Genomic DNA, 18893 nt, shown 5'->3' with positions numbered 1-18893 from the left:
AATATAGCGCGTGTGCAACTATCGTCGGTCATCGTTAGTTGCACACGCGGGTAATCGGCCCCTGATGGAAAGAAGCGTTCACATGCCACTCGGTCTCATCGCTCTCGCGCTCGGGGGCTTCGGCATCGGACTCACCGAATTCGTCATCGCGGGCCTGCTCTCCCCGGTGGCGGCCGACCTCGGCGTCTCGGTGCCCACCGCCGGCTACCTCATCTCCGGGTACGCGCTGGCCGTCGTCATCGGCGCGCTCGCGCTGACCCCACTGGTCAACCGGTGGCAGCCCAAGCGGGCATTGCAGCTGCTCATGGTCCTGTTCACCGTCGGCAACGCGGCCTCGGCGCTGGCTCCCGGCTACGCCGCACTGCTCGGCGGGAGGGTGCTCGCGGCCCTCGCCCACGGTGCGTTCTTCGGCATCGGGGCCGTGCTGGCCTCCTCGCTCGTCGCGCCCGAGAAGAAGGCCGGAGCCATCTCGATCATGTTCGGCGGGCTCACCGTCGCCAATGTTCTCGGCGTTCCGCTGGGGACGTTCATCGGCCAGCAGTGGGGCTGGCGGGCCACGTTCGTGGTGATCACCGTGGTCGGGCTGGTCGCGCTGGCCGGCATCACCGCGCTCGTCCCCGACGCGCCCGCCACCCGCGAACGCCCGAACCTGCGGGCCGAGTTGTTGGTCTTCCGCAACACCCAGGTCTGGTACTCGCTGGTCATGACCGTGCTCGTGTTCGGCGGGATGTTCGGTGCCTTCATGTACATCGAACCGCTGCTCACCCGCGTCACCGGCTTCTCCGAAGCGATGGTGCCCTGGCTGCTGGTGCTGTTCGGGGTCGGGCTGTTCTTCGGCAATCTGTTCGGCGGCCGCTGGGCCGACCGCGCACTCACCCGCACCCTGCTCGCGCTCACGCTGGCCCTCGCGCTCTCGCTGGCGGCATTCGCACTGCTCGCCGACTACCGGATCGCGGCACTGCTGTTGCTCCCCGCCATGGGATTCTTCGGCTTCGGCGCCACCCCCGGTCTCCAGATGCGGGTGCTCGACAATGCCGGTGCCGCACCGACTCTCGCCTCGTCGGCCAATATCGCGGCCTTCAACGTGGGCAACTTCCTCGGCGTGTGGCTGTCCGGGCTGGCGATCAGCGCCGGGTTCGGCTGGGTGTCGCCGCTGTGGGTCGGAATGGGATTCGCGGTCACCGGGCTGCTGGTGTTGATCGCCGCGACACGCGGTGAACGCGCCGTTCGGCCTTCGGTCCCCGAACTCGTCTCGGTCTAGACAGACGAAAATCCCCGGTGCGCAGCGGATAACGCTGCCCACCGGGGATTTCGTGGTTCGTGACTAGTTGGCCGACGGGGTGGTCGTCGGGGCAACGGTGGTGGTCGGCTCGACCGTCGTGGTGGGAGCCACCGTCGTGGTCGGGGCGACCGTCGTGGTGGGGGCCACGGTGGTCGTCGGGGCCGGAGCGGCCGCCTGGTTGGTCGCCGGTTCCGGTGTGGTCGTCGACGGTGTGGTCGTCGACGGGGCCACCGTCGTGGACGGTGCGGTGGTGCTGGTGCCCGTCTTGGACGTGGTGCTCGGCTTGGGGCTGGTCGTCGTCGACTTCGCGGAGGTCTTGGACGTGCTGGTCGGCGCGGTGGTGGTCGTCGCTGGCTTCGTCGGAGCCGCCAGTGCGGCGGTCACCGAGGCATCGTCCGGCGCGGCCTTCGTGTCGATGGTCTCGCCCGCCTGCGCCTGCTTGGCCAGGTGCGTCAGCCAGGCTGCCGCGTACTCCGCCGAGGTCAGCGGCTTGCCGTTCGCGGCGTCGGAATCACGCCAGTAGTCGAAGTGGTGACCGGTGCCGTTCGGGCCGAGAGTCAGCTGGTACGGATCGTTCATCACCACCGGGATCGTGTTCTGGTTCGTCACGATCAGCCCCACGATCTCGTTGAAGATCTTCTGCGGCAGGTACGCCAGCGGCGAGAGCTGCTCACCGGCGATCACGTCGGCCTTCGCGGGCGTAGTGGTCTGTCCCGGCTTGTAATCCGGGTCCGACACCTTCAGCAGCACGTCGAGGAAGGTTTCGTCGCTGGCCATCCAGTTCGGGTTCGAGCCGATGTCGGAGAACGCGGCCATCGCGATCCGGCCCAGCGTGAACGCCATGTCCTGGCCCATCGCCGGGGTGATCGCGGTGATGCCGTTGCGTTCCAGGTCGGCGCGCTGCAGTTCGTCGATATTGATCTGACGACCCACATTGGCGGCCAGCTGCAGCAGGGAGATGTTGTCCGGTGCCGCGCAGGTGAGGTCGCCCTCGGAGCAGAAGGAGGCGATCTTGCCGTTGAGCGCGCCGAAATCAGCGCCCGTGGTGACGCCCTGACCTGAGATCGGGGTCTTGCCGTCCTGGTACTTCTGGTCGAAGTTGTCGGGGCGCGCGAACGGGTCGTCCGCACCGAGGAAGGTGCCGTCGCCTGCCTTGCGGCCCGGATCGGCGAACATCACCACACCGAGCACGTCGTCCGGGTTCACGGTCGCGTACCCGTCGGCGGGGTCGTCGTTGCCGATGCCCTCGGCCACGCGACGCACCACATCGGCGCCCTCGCTGTAGCCCACGATCGAGAATTTGGTGTCCGGGCAGGCCGCCGAGATCTCGCGCATCACCTGCTGGGTGTTCTCCACACCCCGGTTGACCGCGTCCTCATAGCTCGCCAGATCGGCCGGGTAGGCGATGTACACCGCCGCGTAGTCGCCCTCGGCCACGTCGTCACGCGGGGCGTTCACCACCGGATCCACCCACACACTGCTGTGGTCGCCCGACAGCGCGGCGGGCAGCGGATTCCCGTTGGCATCGAGCAGCATCGCCGTCGTGCCCTCGACCGGGGTGTCGTTGCGTCCGGCCACCGAGATGGTCACCATCTCGCGGCACTCCGTCACCGACGTCGTCAGCTCGTAGCTGGGTGATTTCGGCTGCGACGTCACCGCGAAGGACGCGGCGACAATCGCCGCGACACCCAACGCCGCAGGCGCGGCAACAGCTGAAGCAATGCGATGTTTCGCGAGAAACTCACGCAGATTCATATGTGATCCCGTTCGAATGACCTACAGGTGGGCAGGCCCCCCGACGGGCCGCATGTCACGAACAATGTCGCGCCCACCAGCAAGATCGTTACTGACGCAAACGGGAAGCCCTGCCCCCATTTCCTGGGTCATGCGCGATCGCTCTCACCGAGAAGGTCCGGCGGATGGCGTCGCGGAGCCACTGGTGGGCGCCGTCGGCGGTGTGACGGGGGTGCCAGGCCATGCCGATCGTGAGGGGCGGTAGGGCCAGGGGGATATCGAGCAGATGCAGGCCGAGGGCGGTCGCGTCGTCGGTGAGGGGTGACGGTTCGGCGCCGGGGAGCGCGGCGGGGACCAGGCAGACGATGTCGGAGCGGGCGGCGAGGGTCATGGCGGCCAGGTGGCTGGGCAGGACGACGCTGACCCGCCGCCGGAGGTGCTGCTCGGCCAGCGCCGCGTCGAGCGGGCCGGTGAATCGGCCACGGCGGCTGACCGCGACGTGCTGGGCGGCCGCGAGCCGGGCCGGGGTCAAGGATTCTTCGGTCAGGTGGTGGCCCGGTCGGACAGCCGCCACCATGCGCAGCGTCACCAATTCCTCGACCTGGGTTTCGGGATCGACGTGATCGATGGACCCGACCTCCAGATCGATCCGGCCGTCGCGCAGCGCGGATCCCGCCTCCCACTCTTCGGCCAGCAGCCGGAACGAGACCCCCGGCGCCTCCTGTGCGGCCAGCGCCAGCAGCCGGGGCGCCAGCGCCGCGCCGACCAGGTCGGCGGTTTGGAGGGTGAAGGTACTGCTCAGACCGGCGGGATCGACGCCGGAACCGGGACTGAGCAGTGCTCCGAGACTCCGCACCACCGCGGCGGCTTCTTCGCGCAGGGCCTCGGCACGTGGGGTGGGGACCATGGTCTGTCCGGCCCGGACCAGGAGGGGATCTTGGAGGATGCGGCGCAACCGGGCGAGGGTGCGGCTCATCGCCGCGGGCGAGGTGTGCAGGCGGGCGGCGGCGCGGGTGACGCTGTTCTCGGCCAGCAAGGCGTCCAGCGCGAGGGCGAGATTGGCGTCGACGACCGGATCAGAGCTGTTCACCAGCATCATTCCATTTCAGTCAATAATTCAGTGCTGAAATTCCTATTGTGGCAATACGTGGTTCTCCGCAGGATGACGGGTGTCCCGATTCACCACTACCTGCGAGGCGAACATGATCGTCATCACTGCTCCCACGGGGAACATCGGCCGTCCCCTACTCGCCCAGCTCCTGGATTCGGAGGAGGAATTGCGGGTGATCGTGCGTGATCCCGCACGCCTGCCCGACACCTCACACGGACGCGTCGAGGTGATCACCGGCTCGCACGCGGACGGCCACGTCCTCGATCGAGCCTTCGATGGCGCGGACGCCGTGTTCTGGCTCGTCCCCCCTGATTCCTCCCGACCCCCGCACGACGGCTGGAGCGGTTTCACCAGCCCCGCCGCGCGGGCGCTCGCAGCCCACGGTGTCGGCTGGGTCGTCGCGGTGTCGGCACTGGGCCGCGGTACCCCGCTCGCCGACCACGCCGGCTTGGTCACCGCGTCCTTGGCCATGGACGACCTCATCGCCGGGAGCGGCGTCGCCTACCGGGCATTGGCCAATCCGTCCTTCTTCGAGAACCTCCTGGAAGACATCGACTCGATCCGCGACGAGGGCGTGTTCGTCGATGTCGTCGACGCCGACCGCAAGGCCCCGATGGTCGCGGTCGCCGACATCGCGGCCGTCGCCGCCGAGCTGCTGCTCGACCGCTCATGGACCGGTACCGACAGCGTCCCCATCCTCGGCCCGCAGGACCTGTCACCCAACGACCTGGCCCGCATCATGACCGAACAGCTCGACCGCCCCGTCCGTTACGAACGTCAGTCCCTCGACGAACTACACACCACTCTCGTGGGCTACGGCCTCGACGCGGCGTTCGCCCAGGGAGTCGTCGACATGAAGCGAGCCAAGGACCAGGGCCTCGACGCCGGTGTCACCCGCACTCCGGAAACGGCGTCTCCCACCAGCTTCGAGCAGTGGTGCGCCACCACCCTGAAGCCCGCTGTCCTCTCCTGAACCCACCCTCCGACCCGTACCACCAAGACCTTTGGAGACATTTTCATGCCCGCTGCGCACACCGAACCCCCGGTCACGGCATTCATGCTCGTCAAGACCACACCCGAATGGCTCGCCCTGACCGTCCCGGAACGTGTGGACGCCTTCACCACCCAGGTCCTGCCCGCCATCGAAGCCAAGACCACCGGTGTGCGGTCACGCTTCTACGACACCGAGTTCTACTCCGTCCGCGTCACCGATGTCTGGGTATGGGAAGCGGAAAGTCACCACGCCTACCAACTGCTCATCGACGCCCTGCGCGAAACCCCTTTCTGGGACCGCTATTTCGAGGTCGTCGACCTCCTCGTGGGCACCGAGAACGGCTACGCGCGCACCTACGGTCTCGATACCGTCGCCACTATCACCACCTGAAACCGATTGTCCGACTCAGTGTTCGGGTGCGCAGTGCCGTCGATGCGGTGCCGCGCCACCCGTCCGGGGTGCTCTGGCGCGGCTCATGGACTGCTCGCCGGCGCTTTCGCCGCGAGTCGTCCGGCCGCTACCGTCGCCGCCGCGATGGTGCACAGCGCCGCCAGCATGATCGCCGAGCCCTCACCCGGCACGAGCACCCCCAGCTGACTGCCGACGGTCACCGCCGCGACCGGCACCCCGATCTGTGCCGCGGCGAGTGTGCCGTAGGCGACCGGCTGGCCGAGCAGTCGCGCCGCACAGTGCACGCCGACAGCCCCGAGGCCGAGTACCGAGCCGAGCAGGATGAACTGCGGGTGTTCCCCGAACTCGCGCAGATCGAGCCGGGCGCCGAGCCAGACGAAGAACAGCGGAGCGAGCAGCCCATCGCTGATCGCGAACACCTGCTTGGCCACCCGACGCGGTTCGCCGACACCGGCCACCGCCAACCCCGCCGCGAACCCGCCGAGCATGATCGACACGTGCATCGCGCTGGCCACCCCGCACAGCGCGAACACCAGAACCAGACTCACCCGCAGTTCCAGCGTGAATTTCCGGTCCTCGGACACCTCGTGCACCTGACGCTGCGCACCCGATGTCTGGAGATAGCGCAGCACGAAGAACATCACGGTCGCGCAGAGCGCCACGACCACCGCGCCGATCGCGGCTCTGCCTGCGTTCGCCGGATCGATCACCAGCGGCAGCGCGACGATGCAGGCGGTGTCGGCGATGGCCACCTGCGCGGTGAGCGCGAGCACCGGCGGCCCACTCAACCGCATCGAGTCGATGATGGGCAACGCCATCGCCGCGGACGACGACGCCATCAGCACCGCGTAGACCGCTGCGTGCCCGACGTCGAACGCCTGCGCCACCGCCCAGCCCGCCACCGCCGCGACCACGCCGACCAGCACGGCACGCGCCACGCCGATACCGAGCGCGGTCCTTACCCGCGGATCACGCACCGGCACATGGGTACCCGCGGCGAACATCACCAGCGCGAAGCCCATGTCGGCGAGGAAGACGAAGATCGGATCGGTGGGGTCGAGGATGCGTAGACCGGTGGTGCCGAAGATGATTCCCGCGACGAGTTCGCCGAGCAGCACCGGCAGATACAGCTGTCTCGGCAGGGCGAGCAGTGGCCCGATCAACCCGAGCGCCACCACCAGCGCCAGGGTTGCGAACGTCATGGCATCGCGGCGATCTTGGCGGGGATCTCGACATTCTCGTCGGCCCAGTACAGCGCGCACACACGGTGATAACCGTCGGCGATCAGCATCGGCACATTCGCGCGGCAGTCACCCCGCACCAGCAGGATCGGCGAGAGCTTCTTGCCCTCGTTCACCTTGAGCAGGTCTCTGCGCACATGCGGATTGTCCGGCGTGAGGGCTTCGAGCTGGGACGCCCGCAGAATGTCCTTCGCCTTCTTGACCACCACCGGCGCGGCCCTGAGCTCGGCCACGATCGCGTCGACCGTCGCCTTGTCGCCCAGCAGATCGAGATAGTCGGCGGCAGCGGGATAGTCATGATCTTCCGGAGCGGACTTCCACTCCACCTGCAGAATCTGGTCAGCCATCGACCCATCATCCGCCGCACCCGACCGATTCCCCGGGAGGTCGCCGGATGTCGCCGATCGGTTTCGCGATCGGTATCGGCGTCAGCGAACTCGGGCGGAAGGTCGGCTTCCGCGTTCACCAGAGGTCGACCCAGTGCGGGCGCAGCGACAGATCGAATCCCGCGGCGCGTCCGCGTACCAGCATCGGCAGCGTGGCGCCTTCCGGGAACCGGTGCCGAATCGTTCGCGACTCCCTTGACCTGAACCACTGTTGAGGGTCGAGAGTTTCTCTCATGAGCACGAACATGATTCAGCCCCCGGTCGTCGATGACGACACCGTGGACCACACCGCCGACATCGCCGCGATTCGCCGGATCATCACCGACACGCAGACCGCCTACAACACCAACGACGCCGAACTCATGACCGCACAGTTCACCGCGAACGCGGTGGTCGGCAATGCCGTCGGCATGCTGATCAGCGGACACGACGCGCTGCTCGACGCGAACCGGCGCGGGCTGGCCGGATTCCTGAAGGACGAATACGTCCGATACGACGTCGTCGACGTGACCTTTCTGCGCCCGGATGTGGCCATCGCCCACAAGACCGCACGCGCCACCACCGCCGACGGCACCCTGATCGACACCGAACCGGCAATGGTCGCGCTGTATGTACTGGTCGAGCAGAACGGGCAATGGTGGACCGCCGCCCGGCAGAACACCCTGGTCCCGTCAGCGGGGTGATCCCACCGTGGCGCGGCGGCTGGTGCCGCTCACCTCAAGTGTTGGGACGTGAACCTGCAGAAACCAGTGTGTTGGGACTGCTATGCGTCAGGTAGTTGGGACCGATTCGCTTAGGTAAGGCTTGCCTGCTTCCTGTGCGGAAATGCCGCCCGTCCTGACCAATAATTCGTCCCGAGGGGCTATGGGGTTCACGAACAGTCAGTAGGCCAGGTGTAAGGCGCGCCGTGGTCACCGGAGGCCGTGTGCTGCTACGAGATGAGGCCTCTGGGCGAGTAACGTCTCAAGCCTGCTCTCAGGCCAAAGGTCGATATGCGGCGCGCTTTGCCGAGATCGACAGGCTGACCCTGCGACGGTACTGATGCACTGTTCGTGGAGCGTGATTCCATTGAACAGCACAAGCTTGAGAATCGCGGTGTGTCTCTTCCGTGCTGCGGGGGATACGACAGGCTGTATCTGTCAGTCGCAGATCGTGTCTGTCACCCGGTGCCGATCGCTCGGGCCTTGACCCGGAGGAATCCCGTCACACGGGGTCACCCAGTTGTCGAAATCGCAGGTCTCGATCATGGCCGCCGACCTCGACACCCAGGTCGAAGCCTTCCGCACCCGCCCCCTTGACCAAGGCCCCTACACCTTCCTCGCCGCAGCCGCGCTGGTGTTGAATGTCCCGCGAGAACGGGCGCGTGGTCAACGTCCACGCCCTTGTCGCGACCGGTGTCAACGCCGCGACGGCTACCGCGAAATCCTCGGCCTGCAGGTCACCTCCGGCGAAGACGGCGCCGGTTGTGGGCGTTCTTCCGTGACCTGGTCGCTCGCGGTCTTTCCGGGGTCGAGTTGGTCACCTCCGACGCTCACGCCGGACTGGTCGCCGCGATCGGAGCGACCCTGCCCGGCGCGTCCTGGCAGCGTTGCCGCACCCACTACACCGTCAATCTGATGAGGATCACCCCGAAGACGTCATGGCCCTGGGTCCGGACCCTGCTGCACTCGGTATTCGACCAAGCCGACCGGAATCGGTTGCCGCGCAGTACGACCGGATGCTCGATGCCCTGACTCAGAAGCTCCCGAAAGTCGCCGCCCACCTGGATGCTGCCCGCGCTGACCTGCTCGCCTTCACCAGCTTCCCGAAACTGATCTGGCGCCAGATCTGGTCAAACAATCCTCAGGAACGGTTGAACAAGGAAATCCGGCGCCGCACCGACGTCGTCGGGATCTTCCCCGACCGGACCGCGATCATCCGCCTCGTCGGCGCGTTCTTGGCCGAACAGCACGACGAATGGATCGAAGGCCGCCGCTACCTCGGTCTCGACGTCCTGGCCCGCTCCCGCGGCCTGACCGAACCCACCGACGAACAGGAGGACACCGACCCTGCCGCACTGACCGCGTGACCAAATCGGGTCACGCGGCGATCATCCCGATAAACCACGCATTTGGACTTGACCGACGAGGCCGCGACTCACATCGCGGCCTCGACAGAGCCCGTACCAGCGAGGCGGATCTAAAAGACCCAGTAGCTCCTGATGCGATGACGTCATCTCATCGAAGGACCTCCCACGCCAAACGGAGTAGAGAGACGGCTAGGACCCCATATCGACGGACGAATCGGGTCATTCTGCGGTGAGCGGAGGGGCTGATGGCCAGCTGAGTATGTGTTCGCATGGAACCATGATCAGATCCGGCGTATCCGGGGAGACGATTGTTGACACTGTGCCTTGTCGGCGTCCATGTCGATCCATGTCGCCAACCTGCCGTTGGCAATAGTTGACATCGAAAGGTTCTCGGAATGTCCCTGATATCGATGCCTGCGGAGTCCTCGGTGCCACCTGGACCGCACCGTGACCTTCTCGTCGCCCTCCATGAGCTGTACGGCCGAGCGGGCTCACCCTCGCTACGGCGTCTCAGTGGCATCGACGTGGACGGACCGGGGACGCTGAGTCACGAGCAGGTTCGAAAGATACTCCAAGGCAAGGCTGTTCCGAGATGGCAGGTTCTGGAGACGCTGGTGCTCGCCCTTCTGTCATTGTGCGGTGGGTTCCCTAGGCACCCAGCTCTCGAAGTCGATCGTTTTCGGGCATTGTGGCGAGCGGCCGACACCGGCGAATACGGGATGTCCGAGATGGCTGTCCACCCCGGTGCTCCGGACAGCACCAGGGGCGACGGCAGCAAATGGGTACCCGACGACATCGCACGACTCATGATCAATCCGATCTATGCCATCGAGATCGCTGAGGACCTGGCGTTCCCGCACGAGCCGATGTTCTCGGAGGAGGAGTGGATCGCCGTCAACCTGAGAACTCTTGCCGAAATCGGTCCCGAAGCCTACCTGCGTACTCTCTTGGACATCCTGCGTGGCAACTACATCGCTGGAGGTGCTCCCGAGGGTTACTGTGAGCACGGTGAAATCGATGCAGATGCCGCTGACGAGTATGTGTGTCAACAGATACTGGATCGACTCCGGTCGGAACCGGGAATTCTTGCACGGTCGATCAACGCGCTTCAAAACACACCGGACCATTCGGATGATCCGATGTTGCAGGAGGAGGTCGACCTCTTGGAACAGAGACCGGATGTCATGCGGGAGGTTCTCAGCGCATCGGATCAGACTTGGACGGGTATGACGATCGAGGCGCAGAGGCTGATACTGATCTATCTGGTCGAAAAGATCCTGATCGGCCCGCCTGGGCAGCCGATTGATGCACAGGTGACGATCGTATGGAGGATTCCGCAGCCATAGCAGGTCCGAAAGTCATTCGGCCACCGATAAACCCTGACTGCGGATACCAACCAGATACCGATGCCGCCCGCGCCAAAAGTTGGGATGGGCACCAGTGAAAACTGAAACGTCACGGGTTGAAGACCGGCTTCAGGAGTTGACCAGCGCCGGTCGGCGTGGCGGGTTTTGAGCGTAGTAGGCAGTCTCATACTCGGCCGGCGTGAGGTTGTCGAGCCGGGAATGCAGGCGAGCGTTGTTGTACCAATCGACCCACTCCATCAACGCGAATTCGACATCGGCAACGGTCTTGAACGACCCGTGCCGGCGGACGACTTCGGTCTTGAACAGCCCGATGATCGACTCGGCGAGCGCATTGTCGTAGGCATCGCCAACACTGCCTATCGAGGCCGACAATCCTTGCAAAGCAAGGGATTCGGTGAACATGACCGAAGTGTATTGACTGCCGGTGTCGGAGTGATGGATCAGTCCGGGCTCAATCGGATACCCGTAGTGATCGCGCCGCCAGATCGCCATGTTGAGAGCTTGGGTTTCGTCAGCTGGCCGCGGGGTTTGACGTCGACGACGGTGGGCCGGGAATTCTTCAACAGCAAGAAGTCAGGGACATGCCGGTAGGCGCGGCCTTGGATGGTGGTACGCAGCAGAAAAGGCTGTGCCGCAATGTAGGTGACTGCTCGGTCGTAGTCGGCGATCCGCAGGTTCGCTAGCTCTAGCAAGGACTCGTAGATGATGCTGTCGCCGACGGTCGCTGACCAGTACTCGCCAGAGTAGTGCTTCTGCCCGTCGCGCCAGCGAAACCGTCGCCAAGGCTGACACTCCACGAACCGATCCAACGTCGCCTGTTCCCAAGGGAAGCTGTGGGTTTCAGACTCGCCGGACCGCAACCGAACCGCAACTGTCGTTGAACTGGACCGCATCATGACCGTAGGCCTTCCCGCGACAACCAGGCGACCACCATTGTCCGACGTGAGAGGCAAGTACGTAGGGCGATTGGCACAACTTTGCCCAACAAAACCGGTGGCGGACAGCGGCTCTGGGTAGCCGGATCGAGTCAGAGCAACCCCGCAGCCCTCACAGATATGAGTGCATCGGGGCGATGGCGGTAGGCGATCCCGCTATCCCGTGCGTGGTGGGCGCTGTGCCGCGCTGTGACAGTGAGGATCTCGGCCGATGGACCCCCGCAACGGTGCCGGTGCGGTCCCACAGTTCATCGCGAACCGCAGCGTTGTTCGGCCGAACGTTCCGCGTGACTGGATTCCTTTTGACCATCACCGTCGGCGTGAACGGATGACCTAGGAGGTTGTTGACGAACAGCACCGACGCCACAGTGCCACGATCGACTACTCGGGTGTAGGGCTGGAGCAGAATTCGGCGCCGCGCCCAGTCTTGCTACGTCTGCACTGCAACCTCAGCAGCGATCTGTTGTGCAACGGGAGTCCAAAGGTCGACATCTACTGTCGGGGACTCGATTCCGACCACTAGCGAGTAGTGAACACCTAGGTGACTTTGATCGTGAGCTCGCCGGTCTTTCCACCAACCTGCAACCGGATATACCGCGATGTCACCCTTGTTCGCAAGTTCGGCAGCCGTTCCGGTCCAGACATCTGTTTGCAATGACCCAGGGCCCCGCTGCGTGACACCGAACATCCATCCTTGTTCGGGAGCGAGCGTGAGGGGTTTCTCATCGTCGAGTCGGGCTCGACGATTGACTCGTTGCCGAAACGCAGTCAGGTTGTCCTCGGGTCGGCGAACCATGAACCGTAACCCGTGCGAGGGATACACATAGCGTCCAGACCAACCACGGCTCGATGGGTTCGGTTCGACGAAGCAGGACAGCGTGACACGCATTGTGACCTGGGCCTCCCCCAATGCCTCTAGTTCGTCGTGAGGCCACGGAAGGCAGTGGAGGTTCATCTCACGCGCCTTTCCAGTCGGGGCGTTGTTGTCCCGTTCGAACGGCCGGATGCTCGACTGCGAAACCAAGGTCAGAGCATCCGAGGCACTACGCAAAGCCCGAGTTCGGCTCGGAACACCCATTCCGTATCGGCGCAGAAGCTTTGCCTTCTGTGCCTTCGTCATGGCACCACCAAACTGGCTCTTCACCGCCGGAGTCCACTCGGCGGAATGAACGATCAACGCTCGCACCGTTTCTGCTCGCATGCCCGGGTACTCAGCCATTATCGCGCCCGCAATCGCTGCGACATGCGCGGTAGCAGCGGAAGTATCCCTGGTCGTCGTGAATGCCCGTTGGCCACCATCCTGCATTCGAGTAGTCAGAACGCCCAAATTCTCGGGGGTCTGCGCTATATCGTCGTCTGGGGACACTGCGACATTTCCGCCTTCAGCGACTACCTCGGGTTTGAACGGCCACTTCGATGGGTCGAACGAAACCGAAGTGCGACTGGTAGGTGCAAGCTCTCCACGGGGTGCGAGCGGCATGTAGCCGTCGAAAATTGGTGGTGCACCACGCATATCGTCTTTGTCGGTATAGGCCCCGACAGTGAGTGCATTCCAAGCTTGAGCGGGGTCCTCGACCGATTCGAGATCGCATCGGTCCAGATGATCGTCGGAGGCGACGATATCGCGGATATTGCCCGCAGAAATAATGAAGAGCCGTGATTGACCCAGCTCGCTGCGGTCGAGATACGTCAGACCAGGTTCGGTATCGTCAATCGAGCGCCCGTACGCGAGTGCATCGATGGCGGCTGACCACGAAGTCGGTTTTCCCGCTTCTTGACGGCTCGGGGCGTCATCGCTGTCGTTACGAGTCGACGACTGTGTCGTCACTGCAAGCAAGAATGCCCGGTTGCGTCGTGGTGCTTGGATTTCTGGACGGTCCACGGATTTCGCCGTCACGGCGCCGTAGAGGTCGGGGTGGTTGCTGCCGTTGTCGGGGAGAAACTTGACCGACTCGAGGCGATGGTGGAGGTGAATATCGTGTGGGTCGAGTACGGCTTGGTGCAGGTCCCCGAACAATGCAAGACCCGCCATCTCGGTACCGTGCCGGAAGACCGGAGGTGTGTTCCAGGTTGGCTCTGCCACGTGGATGTCAGCAGGGTGCAGCGAATCGACGAGCAAAGGATGGCCATCCTGAACTCCAGTGTCCACCACACAGACTGCTGGAGCGCTCAGATCGGCCGCGATTGTGCGGTTTCGAAGCTCCTGCACCCATTGAACCTGCTCGGACGGGCCCATCTCGATCAGAACGTCAGCGATTTCGCGAGGCCAACGCAACTCGGCTAGGTCATCGAGAGACTCGAACATCTCCGACAGTTCATCCACCGTTGCCTGCAGCAACGCGACCGTCCGATCGCCGAAACCCAAGAAGTGAGTGCCAATAGGCAGCCCGTCGCGTTGCGCACGAGCACGAAGGCGCTGCAGTTCAGTACCGTCCCGACTCCGAAGCCACACTTCCCACCACTGTCGACACTGAGTGTCGTCGGGGAACAACTGGTCCGCATCGGTCCACAGCTCGCGGATGGTAGCGCGGCGGATGGATGCGATCCCCTCCACCAACGCAGCGTTGTGCGGTTTGTCGGCAGTTACCGACTCGACGTATCTCGCCAGTCGACTGAGGAAGTACTGCTTGCCGCCTGCTGGGATGTAGACCGTAGCCATCTGAACATCGCCGCTGGTGGTCTTGACGGCCAGCAGTTCAGGTTTGGGACCCTGCCCCTGCGGATCCAGGCTCGTGAGTGCCAGTTCGAGACCAGGGAACGAGACGAACGTGATCGATACGCCGAGGTCTTGCTCGTCATCGTTAGCGGGCGCTAGCGCCGTGTCCAGTTCCTGTCGGAGCCGTCGACCATGCGCACCGCGATCACCAGGAAAAGGTTCACGCGGCCCAGTTTGTGGTCGCGCCACTCCGGTGAACGGTTCAGACTGCGGCGTTGCGGTAACTATCAGGTGAGGCTTATCGCGGGCGGCCATTTAGCTCAGGTGACCTCGCGGCCGCGGGCGCCCAGGTGGCGCCGCTCATCGAGGGCCGCGACGAGATCATCGGTTCGGATCTGACCACGATCGGACAGGACAGCCCCTTTTGCCGCGTTTTCCGCTGCTACCGTGATATCGGCGTGGCTAAGTCCCTGCGCGGAGTCGACGATGCGTTTCCAGCTCAGGTTGCTGATCCGAAAATTGGCTAGGCGGTTCTTGATCACTGCTCGAACCGCATCTTCATCGGGCGGCTGAAACGTGACAACAGTGTCGAACCTGCGAAACACCGCCTTGTCGAGCAGCTCAGGGTGATTGGTCGCCGCGACGATGACGCTGGAGGAGGTGTCTTGCTCCAGAAACTGCAGAAAAGAATTCAGGACTCGTCGAATCTCACCAACATCGTTGCCAGCGGAGCGATCCCCGGCGAGCGCGTCAATTTCATCGAAAAGATAAACGCCCTGTGTCTCGACAAGAGCATCGAACACCATCCGGAGCTTCGCTGCCGTCTCGCCCATGAACTTGGTGATGATCGTGTCAAGCCGAATGGCGAACAGGGGCAACCCTAGTTCCCCAGCGAGGACCCGCGCGGTCGTTGTCTTTCCAGTTCCAGGTGGGCCGACCAGCAACAGTCGACGTACCGGTGTGAGCCCATGCCGGGCAAGTTCGGATCGTCGATTTTGTTCCAGCAGGACCTGCCGCAGACGGACACCGACCTGAGTGTCCAAAGCAAGGTCCGCCAGTCGGGTATCTGGATAGGTCACCGACAGCAGCGACGCTAGCTCGCCGCGAGGTTGAGTCACCGGTACCACCGCAGCTATCCGCGCGGTGGGCACGCTCTTGCGACGGAGCTCATCGACCAGATCGCGCAATTCTTGCGAGAACTTCTCCTGACCAGATCGGGCTGCCCTAGCAGCAACCTGCATCGCCACGGAGTAAAACTGCCGATCGTCGCCATCGGAATGACTCTTGATGAGGGCCTTGAGCTGGTCGTTCGTTGCCATCAGCCCTCCTAGACCTTCGCCACTCCCAGTACCCTCCGCAGCCTCGGGGTCTGCGGATTATACCGTCAATAATGCACGCTCGGGAGCCGCTGCGCATCGTGCAATCATCTCGAGCCTCTGGTCTACCTAGGCAGGCGCCATGTGCATACCAGCCTAACGCGATGTGCACAGCAGATCGATTCCGTCGCTGCGCGATTCAGTGAGGCCGAGTCAGCTTGTTGATCATGAGTGGCGGTATCGGGTGCCAAACGTCGGCTGCAGGTGATCGTGTGCCGGGGCCGCGACTTTTCTTAAAGTTGCTGCATAAGTGCAGTACGAGTGCAGCTGACACTGAGAAGATGAAGTAGGAAGTGAGAACCTACACGGCAAGTGGGGTGCCGCACGCGGCGAGAGTTGGGACGGTGACCAGCGGAAACAGTCGAGTTGGGACGGCTCAGAAGGAAATTGTTGAGACAGGCCGACTGAGCCAAGGCAACCCTTCGTGCCGTGAGCAGCGGTTTCTTCGACTGCGTGGTTCAAGACACACCGGCCGACACGCCCAACATTCCCAACAATTTACGAAACCCCAGGTGGCTGTCCCAACATCCCAACATTCAGCCCGTCTGTCCCAACAGATCCCGCCTCCGGCAGCTGGTCAGCCGCGCGCCATATCGACGAAACGGCTGAGGTGCAGCTGGTGGGCGACGGTGATCGTGGCGGTCGGACCATTACGGTGTTTGCCGACGATGAGGTCGGCCTCGCCGCCTCGGGGGTCGTCGCGTTCGATGGCATCCGGCCGGTGGAGCAGGATGACCATGTCCGCATCCTGCTCGAGCGATCCAGATTCACGCAGATCGGACACCATTGGCCGCTTGTCGGTTCGCTGTTCCGGACCACGGTTCAGCTGCGAGATCGCGATCACCGGAACCTCGAGTTCCTTGGCGAGCAGCTTGAGATGTCGCGAGAATTCCGAGACTTCCTGCTGACGTGATTCGACCTTCTTGCCCGAGCTCATCAGCTGCAGGTAGTCCACCACAACGAGTTTCAGGTCATGACGCTGCTTGAGCCGCCGCGCCTTCGCCCGGATCTCCATCATGGTCAGGTTCGGCGAATCGTCGACGAACAGCGGCGCCTCACTGATCTCACTCATCCGCCGAGCCAACTTGGTCCAGTCGTCATCGCTCATCCGCCCGGACCGCATATCACCGAGCTTGATCTTCGCCTCGGCCGACAGCAGACGCATGACGATCTCGGTGCGGCTCATTTCCAGCGAGAAAATAACGCTCGCCATGCCGTGCTTGATCGAGCAGCTCCGCATGAAATCCATACCGAGCGTGGAATTGTGCGTCGGCACCATCGAGCGACCGGCCAGGTAGAGATGATCGGCATTGTCGACTTCGACGCAGCGCACGGGCACTGACTCGACGCGCCGCACATCGACAATGTAGCGGGAGTTCGATCGAGCCGTGCTCACCGCGGCGCGACGTTCCTTGTGCAGCAGCGCCTTCCGGTACAGACCGAACACCTCGTCATCCGTGGCGAACGTCAGTGTGTAGCACGTCGACGACTGCTCCGAACGGCCGCGCACCCGCTTTGTCGACACACCACAGCGATAGCCGAGGCTGACGACCAGTTCCTGAACATCGCGGAACAGTCGTTCGCTGGTGACCGCGAACTGGGCAGACCCGCCGTGGGTGACGGTCCCGTCGGTGTCGAGCAGACCTGCCAGGAGTGCCCGACGCTGAGATTCGGACGAGCGCAGGTAGGCAGTAGGAATGTGCTTGTCACCGAGTACCCCGAGCGTGCGGAGCCGGGCCTGTACGCTGCCGACCGAATTCCGGCACGACTGGCACAGACGCAAACCGATCGATGGGCCGCCGCACTGCGAGCAGGTCGGCGCGGGAACGGGTTCGGAGACGAATCGTGCCTTACCGCCGCAGGAACGGCCGCAGGTACGGACCTCACTGGTGAACGGAGTGAATTCGGTGCCGCACACCACGCAGGGTCGGGCCGCGACGGGTTCATCAGCGGGGAGCGTGAGCTGGAATCGCCATTGCGCCGATCGTGAAGGAACCGCCACGATGCCTTCGGCCTCGATACGCGCGATGATTTCCGGGTCGACACTGGTGATCTGAGGCGCCGCGGAGGTGCCGTCGCCCAACCAGGCGCCCAGTGTGTAGGGCGGGACGAGAAGCTCGCGCTCAGGTAGTTGCAGTGGCTCCGCGTTGGTGACGGAGTGGTTGATCCTCTTGTCCGCGGTATCGCAACGCACGGTGTCGGCAATCTGTGCTGTGGTGCGGACTTCGGCGAACACCTGCGCTGAACGGCGTGACGCGCGCGTCTCGGTCAACCACTGGTGTTGCTCGTCTGCGACGAGCACTGTCCCATCGGAGAACTCGACCTCGTAGCACGGCCGGTCGACCATGACCTCGGTCGCTGCGACGACGCGCGTCGGACGGCCCTGTGCATCGAGCAGCTCCTCACCGACACGAACCTCACCCATGGTGGTCCAACCACCAGGCGTCGGCAGCGGAGTGTCCAGCGCCAGCGCCTTACCCACACCGGGTCGGGCCGCCACGATGATCATCTGCCCGGGATGCAGCCCGTTGGTGAGTTCGTCGAGTTCGGTGAAGCCGGTGGGGACGCCGAGGGAGATGCCGCCACGGGAGGCGATGGAGTCGATTTCGTCCATGGTGGGCTGGAGGAGTTCTTCCAGCGGGGTGAAGTCCTCGGTGGTGCGGCGTTCGGTGACTTCGTAGATTTCGGCCTGGGCGCGGTCGACCACCTCGGCGACGTCCTGGCCGTCGGCGCCGGCGTAGCCGAATTGGACGATGCGGGTGCCCGCTTCGACGAGGCGGCGCAGGATGGCCTTTTCGGCGACGATCTCGGCGTAGAAGCCGGCGTTGGCCGCGGTGGGGACGGTCTGGGTGAGGGTGACCAGGTAGGGCGGGCCACCGATGCGCTTGAGTTCGCCGCGGCGGTCGAGGCCTGCCGAGACGGTGACGGGGTCGGCGGGTTCGCCGCGGCCGTAGAGGTCGAGGATGGTGTCGTAGATCGCCTGGTGCGCGGGGCGGTAGAAGTCGCCGGGGCGCAGCACCTCCACCACATCGGCGATGGCGTCCTTGCTCAGCAGCATGCCGCCGAGGACGGACTGCTCAGCGGCCATATCGTGCGGAGGCTGACGACCGAAGTCCTCGCCGGGGGGTTCAGGCGTGAACTCGGTTTGCGCGCGGTCACCGGTGGTTGTCACCAGGGGAGTCCTCTCTGCCCGCAGAACCGGGGTTTCACATCGATGTTCTCGTTGTACTCCCGGACACCGACACGGATGTCAGCAATCGGTTGCCTGCGTGAATCCCGGGGCCGCGCGCAGGGCAATGCGACGAACCTAGGCGACGTTTTCGGGACTCGCC

At 64.1% G+C, this 18893-nt stretch carries 14 protein-coding genes and 2 pseudogenes; 7 read left to right on the top strand and 9 right to left on the bottom strand.

Going from position 1 to position 18893, the window contains the following annotated elements:
- Positions 1–82 precede the first annotated feature (82 nt).
- Positions 83–1261, top strand: a complete 1179-nt coding sequence (locus ACWGCN_RS00665; protein ID WP_452458520.1) for an MFS transporter — start codon at positions 83–85, stop codon at positions 1259–1261.
- 63 nt (positions 1262–1324) lie between these two features.
- On the opposite strand, the gene ACWGCN_RS00660 is transcribed toward ACWGCN_RS00665, so the two are convergent.
- A complete protein-coding gene (locus ACWGCN_RS00660) occupies positions 1325–3037 on the bottom strand; it encodes a cutinase family protein (protein ID WP_378989277.1) in 1713 nt (570 codons plus the stop codon).
- A gap of 88 nt (positions 3038–3125) precedes the next feature.
- Positions 3126–4106 carry a LysR family transcriptional regulator gene (locus ACWGCN_RS00655; RefSeq protein WP_449966579.1) on the bottom strand — a complete coding sequence of 327 codons (981 nt, stop codon included), beginning with the start codon at positions 4104–4106 and terminating at the stop codon, positions 3126–3128.
- 79 nt (positions 4107–4185) lie between these two features.
- Here ACWGCN_RS00655 and ACWGCN_RS00650 point away from each other — a divergent pair, with 79 nt between their 5' ends.
- A complete protein-coding gene (locus ACWGCN_RS00650; protein WP_452458519.1) occupies positions 4186–5100 on the top strand; it encodes an NAD(P)H-binding protein in 915 nt (304 codons plus the stop codon).
- Between the two features lie 45 nt (positions 5101–5145).
- Positions 5146–5511, top strand: a complete 366-nt coding sequence (locus ACWGCN_RS00645) for a darcynin family protein (RefSeq protein WP_452458518.1) — start codon at positions 5146–5148, stop codon at positions 5509–5511.
- Between the two features lie 83 nt (positions 5512–5594).
- Here ACWGCN_RS00645 and ACWGCN_RS00640 read toward each other — a convergent pair whose 3' ends face one another.
- Both ACWGCN_RS00640 and ACWGCN_RS00635 read right to left on the bottom strand, forming a co-directional pair.
- On the bottom strand, positions 5595–6734 hold the full coding sequence (locus ACWGCN_RS00640) for a cation:proton antiporter (protein ID WP_452458517.1): 1140 nt from the start codon (positions 6732–6734) through the stop codon (positions 5595–5597).
- On the bottom strand, positions 6731–7108 hold the full coding sequence (locus ACWGCN_RS00635; protein WP_378989541.1) for a hypothetical protein: 378 nt from the start codon (positions 7106–7108) through the stop codon (positions 6731–6733). The genes ACWGCN_RS00640 and ACWGCN_RS00635 overlap by 4 nt, the downstream gene beginning before the upstream one ends.
- Before the next feature lie 284 nt (positions 7109–7392).
- On the opposite strand from ACWGCN_RS00635, the gene ACWGCN_RS00630 reads away from it, so the two are divergent.
- The 4 genes and pseudogenes from ACWGCN_RS00630 to ACWGCN_RS00615 all read left to right on the top strand — a co-directional run bounded on the left by ACWGCN_RS00630 (position 7393) and on the right by ACWGCN_RS00615 (position 10573).
- A complete protein-coding gene (locus tag ACWGCN_RS00630; RefSeq protein ID WP_449966571.1) occupies positions 7393–7842 on the top strand; it encodes an SgcJ/EcaC family oxidoreductase in 450 nt (149 codons plus the stop codon).
- Between the two features lie 562 nt (positions 7843–8404).
- On the top strand, positions 8405–8776 hold the full coding sequence (locus tag ACWGCN_RS00625; RefSeq protein ID WP_452458524.1) for a transposase: 372 nt from the start codon (positions 8405–8407) through the stop codon (positions 8774–8776).
- Positions 8674–9227: pseudogene (locus ACWGCN_RS00620) on the top strand (transposase). The gene ACWGCN_RS00625 and the pseudogene ACWGCN_RS00620 overlap by 103 nt, the downstream one beginning before the upstream one ends.
- A gap of 395 nt (positions 9228–9622) precedes the next feature.
- Positions 9623–10573, top strand: coding sequence for a hypothetical protein (locus tag ACWGCN_RS00615; RefSeq protein WP_452458516.1), 951 nt, complete (start codon positions 9623–9625; stop codon positions 10571–10573).
- 129 nt (positions 10574–10702) lie between these two features.
- Here the strand turns inward: ACWGCN_RS00615 and ACWGCN_RS00610 are convergent.
- The 5 genes and pseudogenes from ACWGCN_RS00610 to dnaB form a co-directional block, all read right to left on the bottom strand.
- Positions 10703–11092 (bottom strand): annotated as a pseudogene (locus tag ACWGCN_RS00610) (transposase); the annotation flags it as partial.
- The gene (locus ACWGCN_RS00605; protein ID WP_452458523.1) at positions 11035–11487 is read right to left on the bottom strand and encodes a TnsA-like heteromeric transposase endonuclease subunit; all 453 of its coding nucleotides are present in this window, start codon (positions 11485–11487) and stop codon (positions 11035–11037) included. The pseudogene ACWGCN_RS00610 and the gene ACWGCN_RS00605, both read right to left, overlap by 58 nt.
- A 472-nt stretch (positions 11488–11959) precedes the next feature.
- Entirely contained in the window at positions 11960–14500 is a 2541-nt protein-coding gene (locus ACWGCN_RS00600; RefSeq protein WP_452458515.1) for a S8 family peptidase, read from the bottom strand.
- A gap of 5 nt (positions 14501–14505) precedes the next feature.
- Positions 14506–15504, bottom strand: a complete 999-nt coding sequence (locus tag ACWGCN_RS00595) for an AAA family ATPase (protein ID WP_452458514.1) — start codon at positions 15502–15504, stop codon at positions 14506–14508.
- A 634-nt stretch (positions 15505–16138) separates the two neighbouring features.
- Positions 16139–18733 (bottom strand): replicative DNA helicase, encoded by a 2595-nt coding sequence (gene dnaB, locus ACWGCN_RS00590; RefSeq protein ID WP_452458513.1) that lies wholly within the window; start codon positions 18731–18733, stop codon positions 16139–16141.
- Positions 18734–18893: the final 160 nt, after the last annotated feature.

It is taken from the genome of Nocardia sp. NPDC055050 (assembly GCF_053608345.1).
The sequence above is the reverse complement of the archived record's forward strand: the minus strand, read 5'-3'. Positions and strand labels throughout refer to the sequence as shown.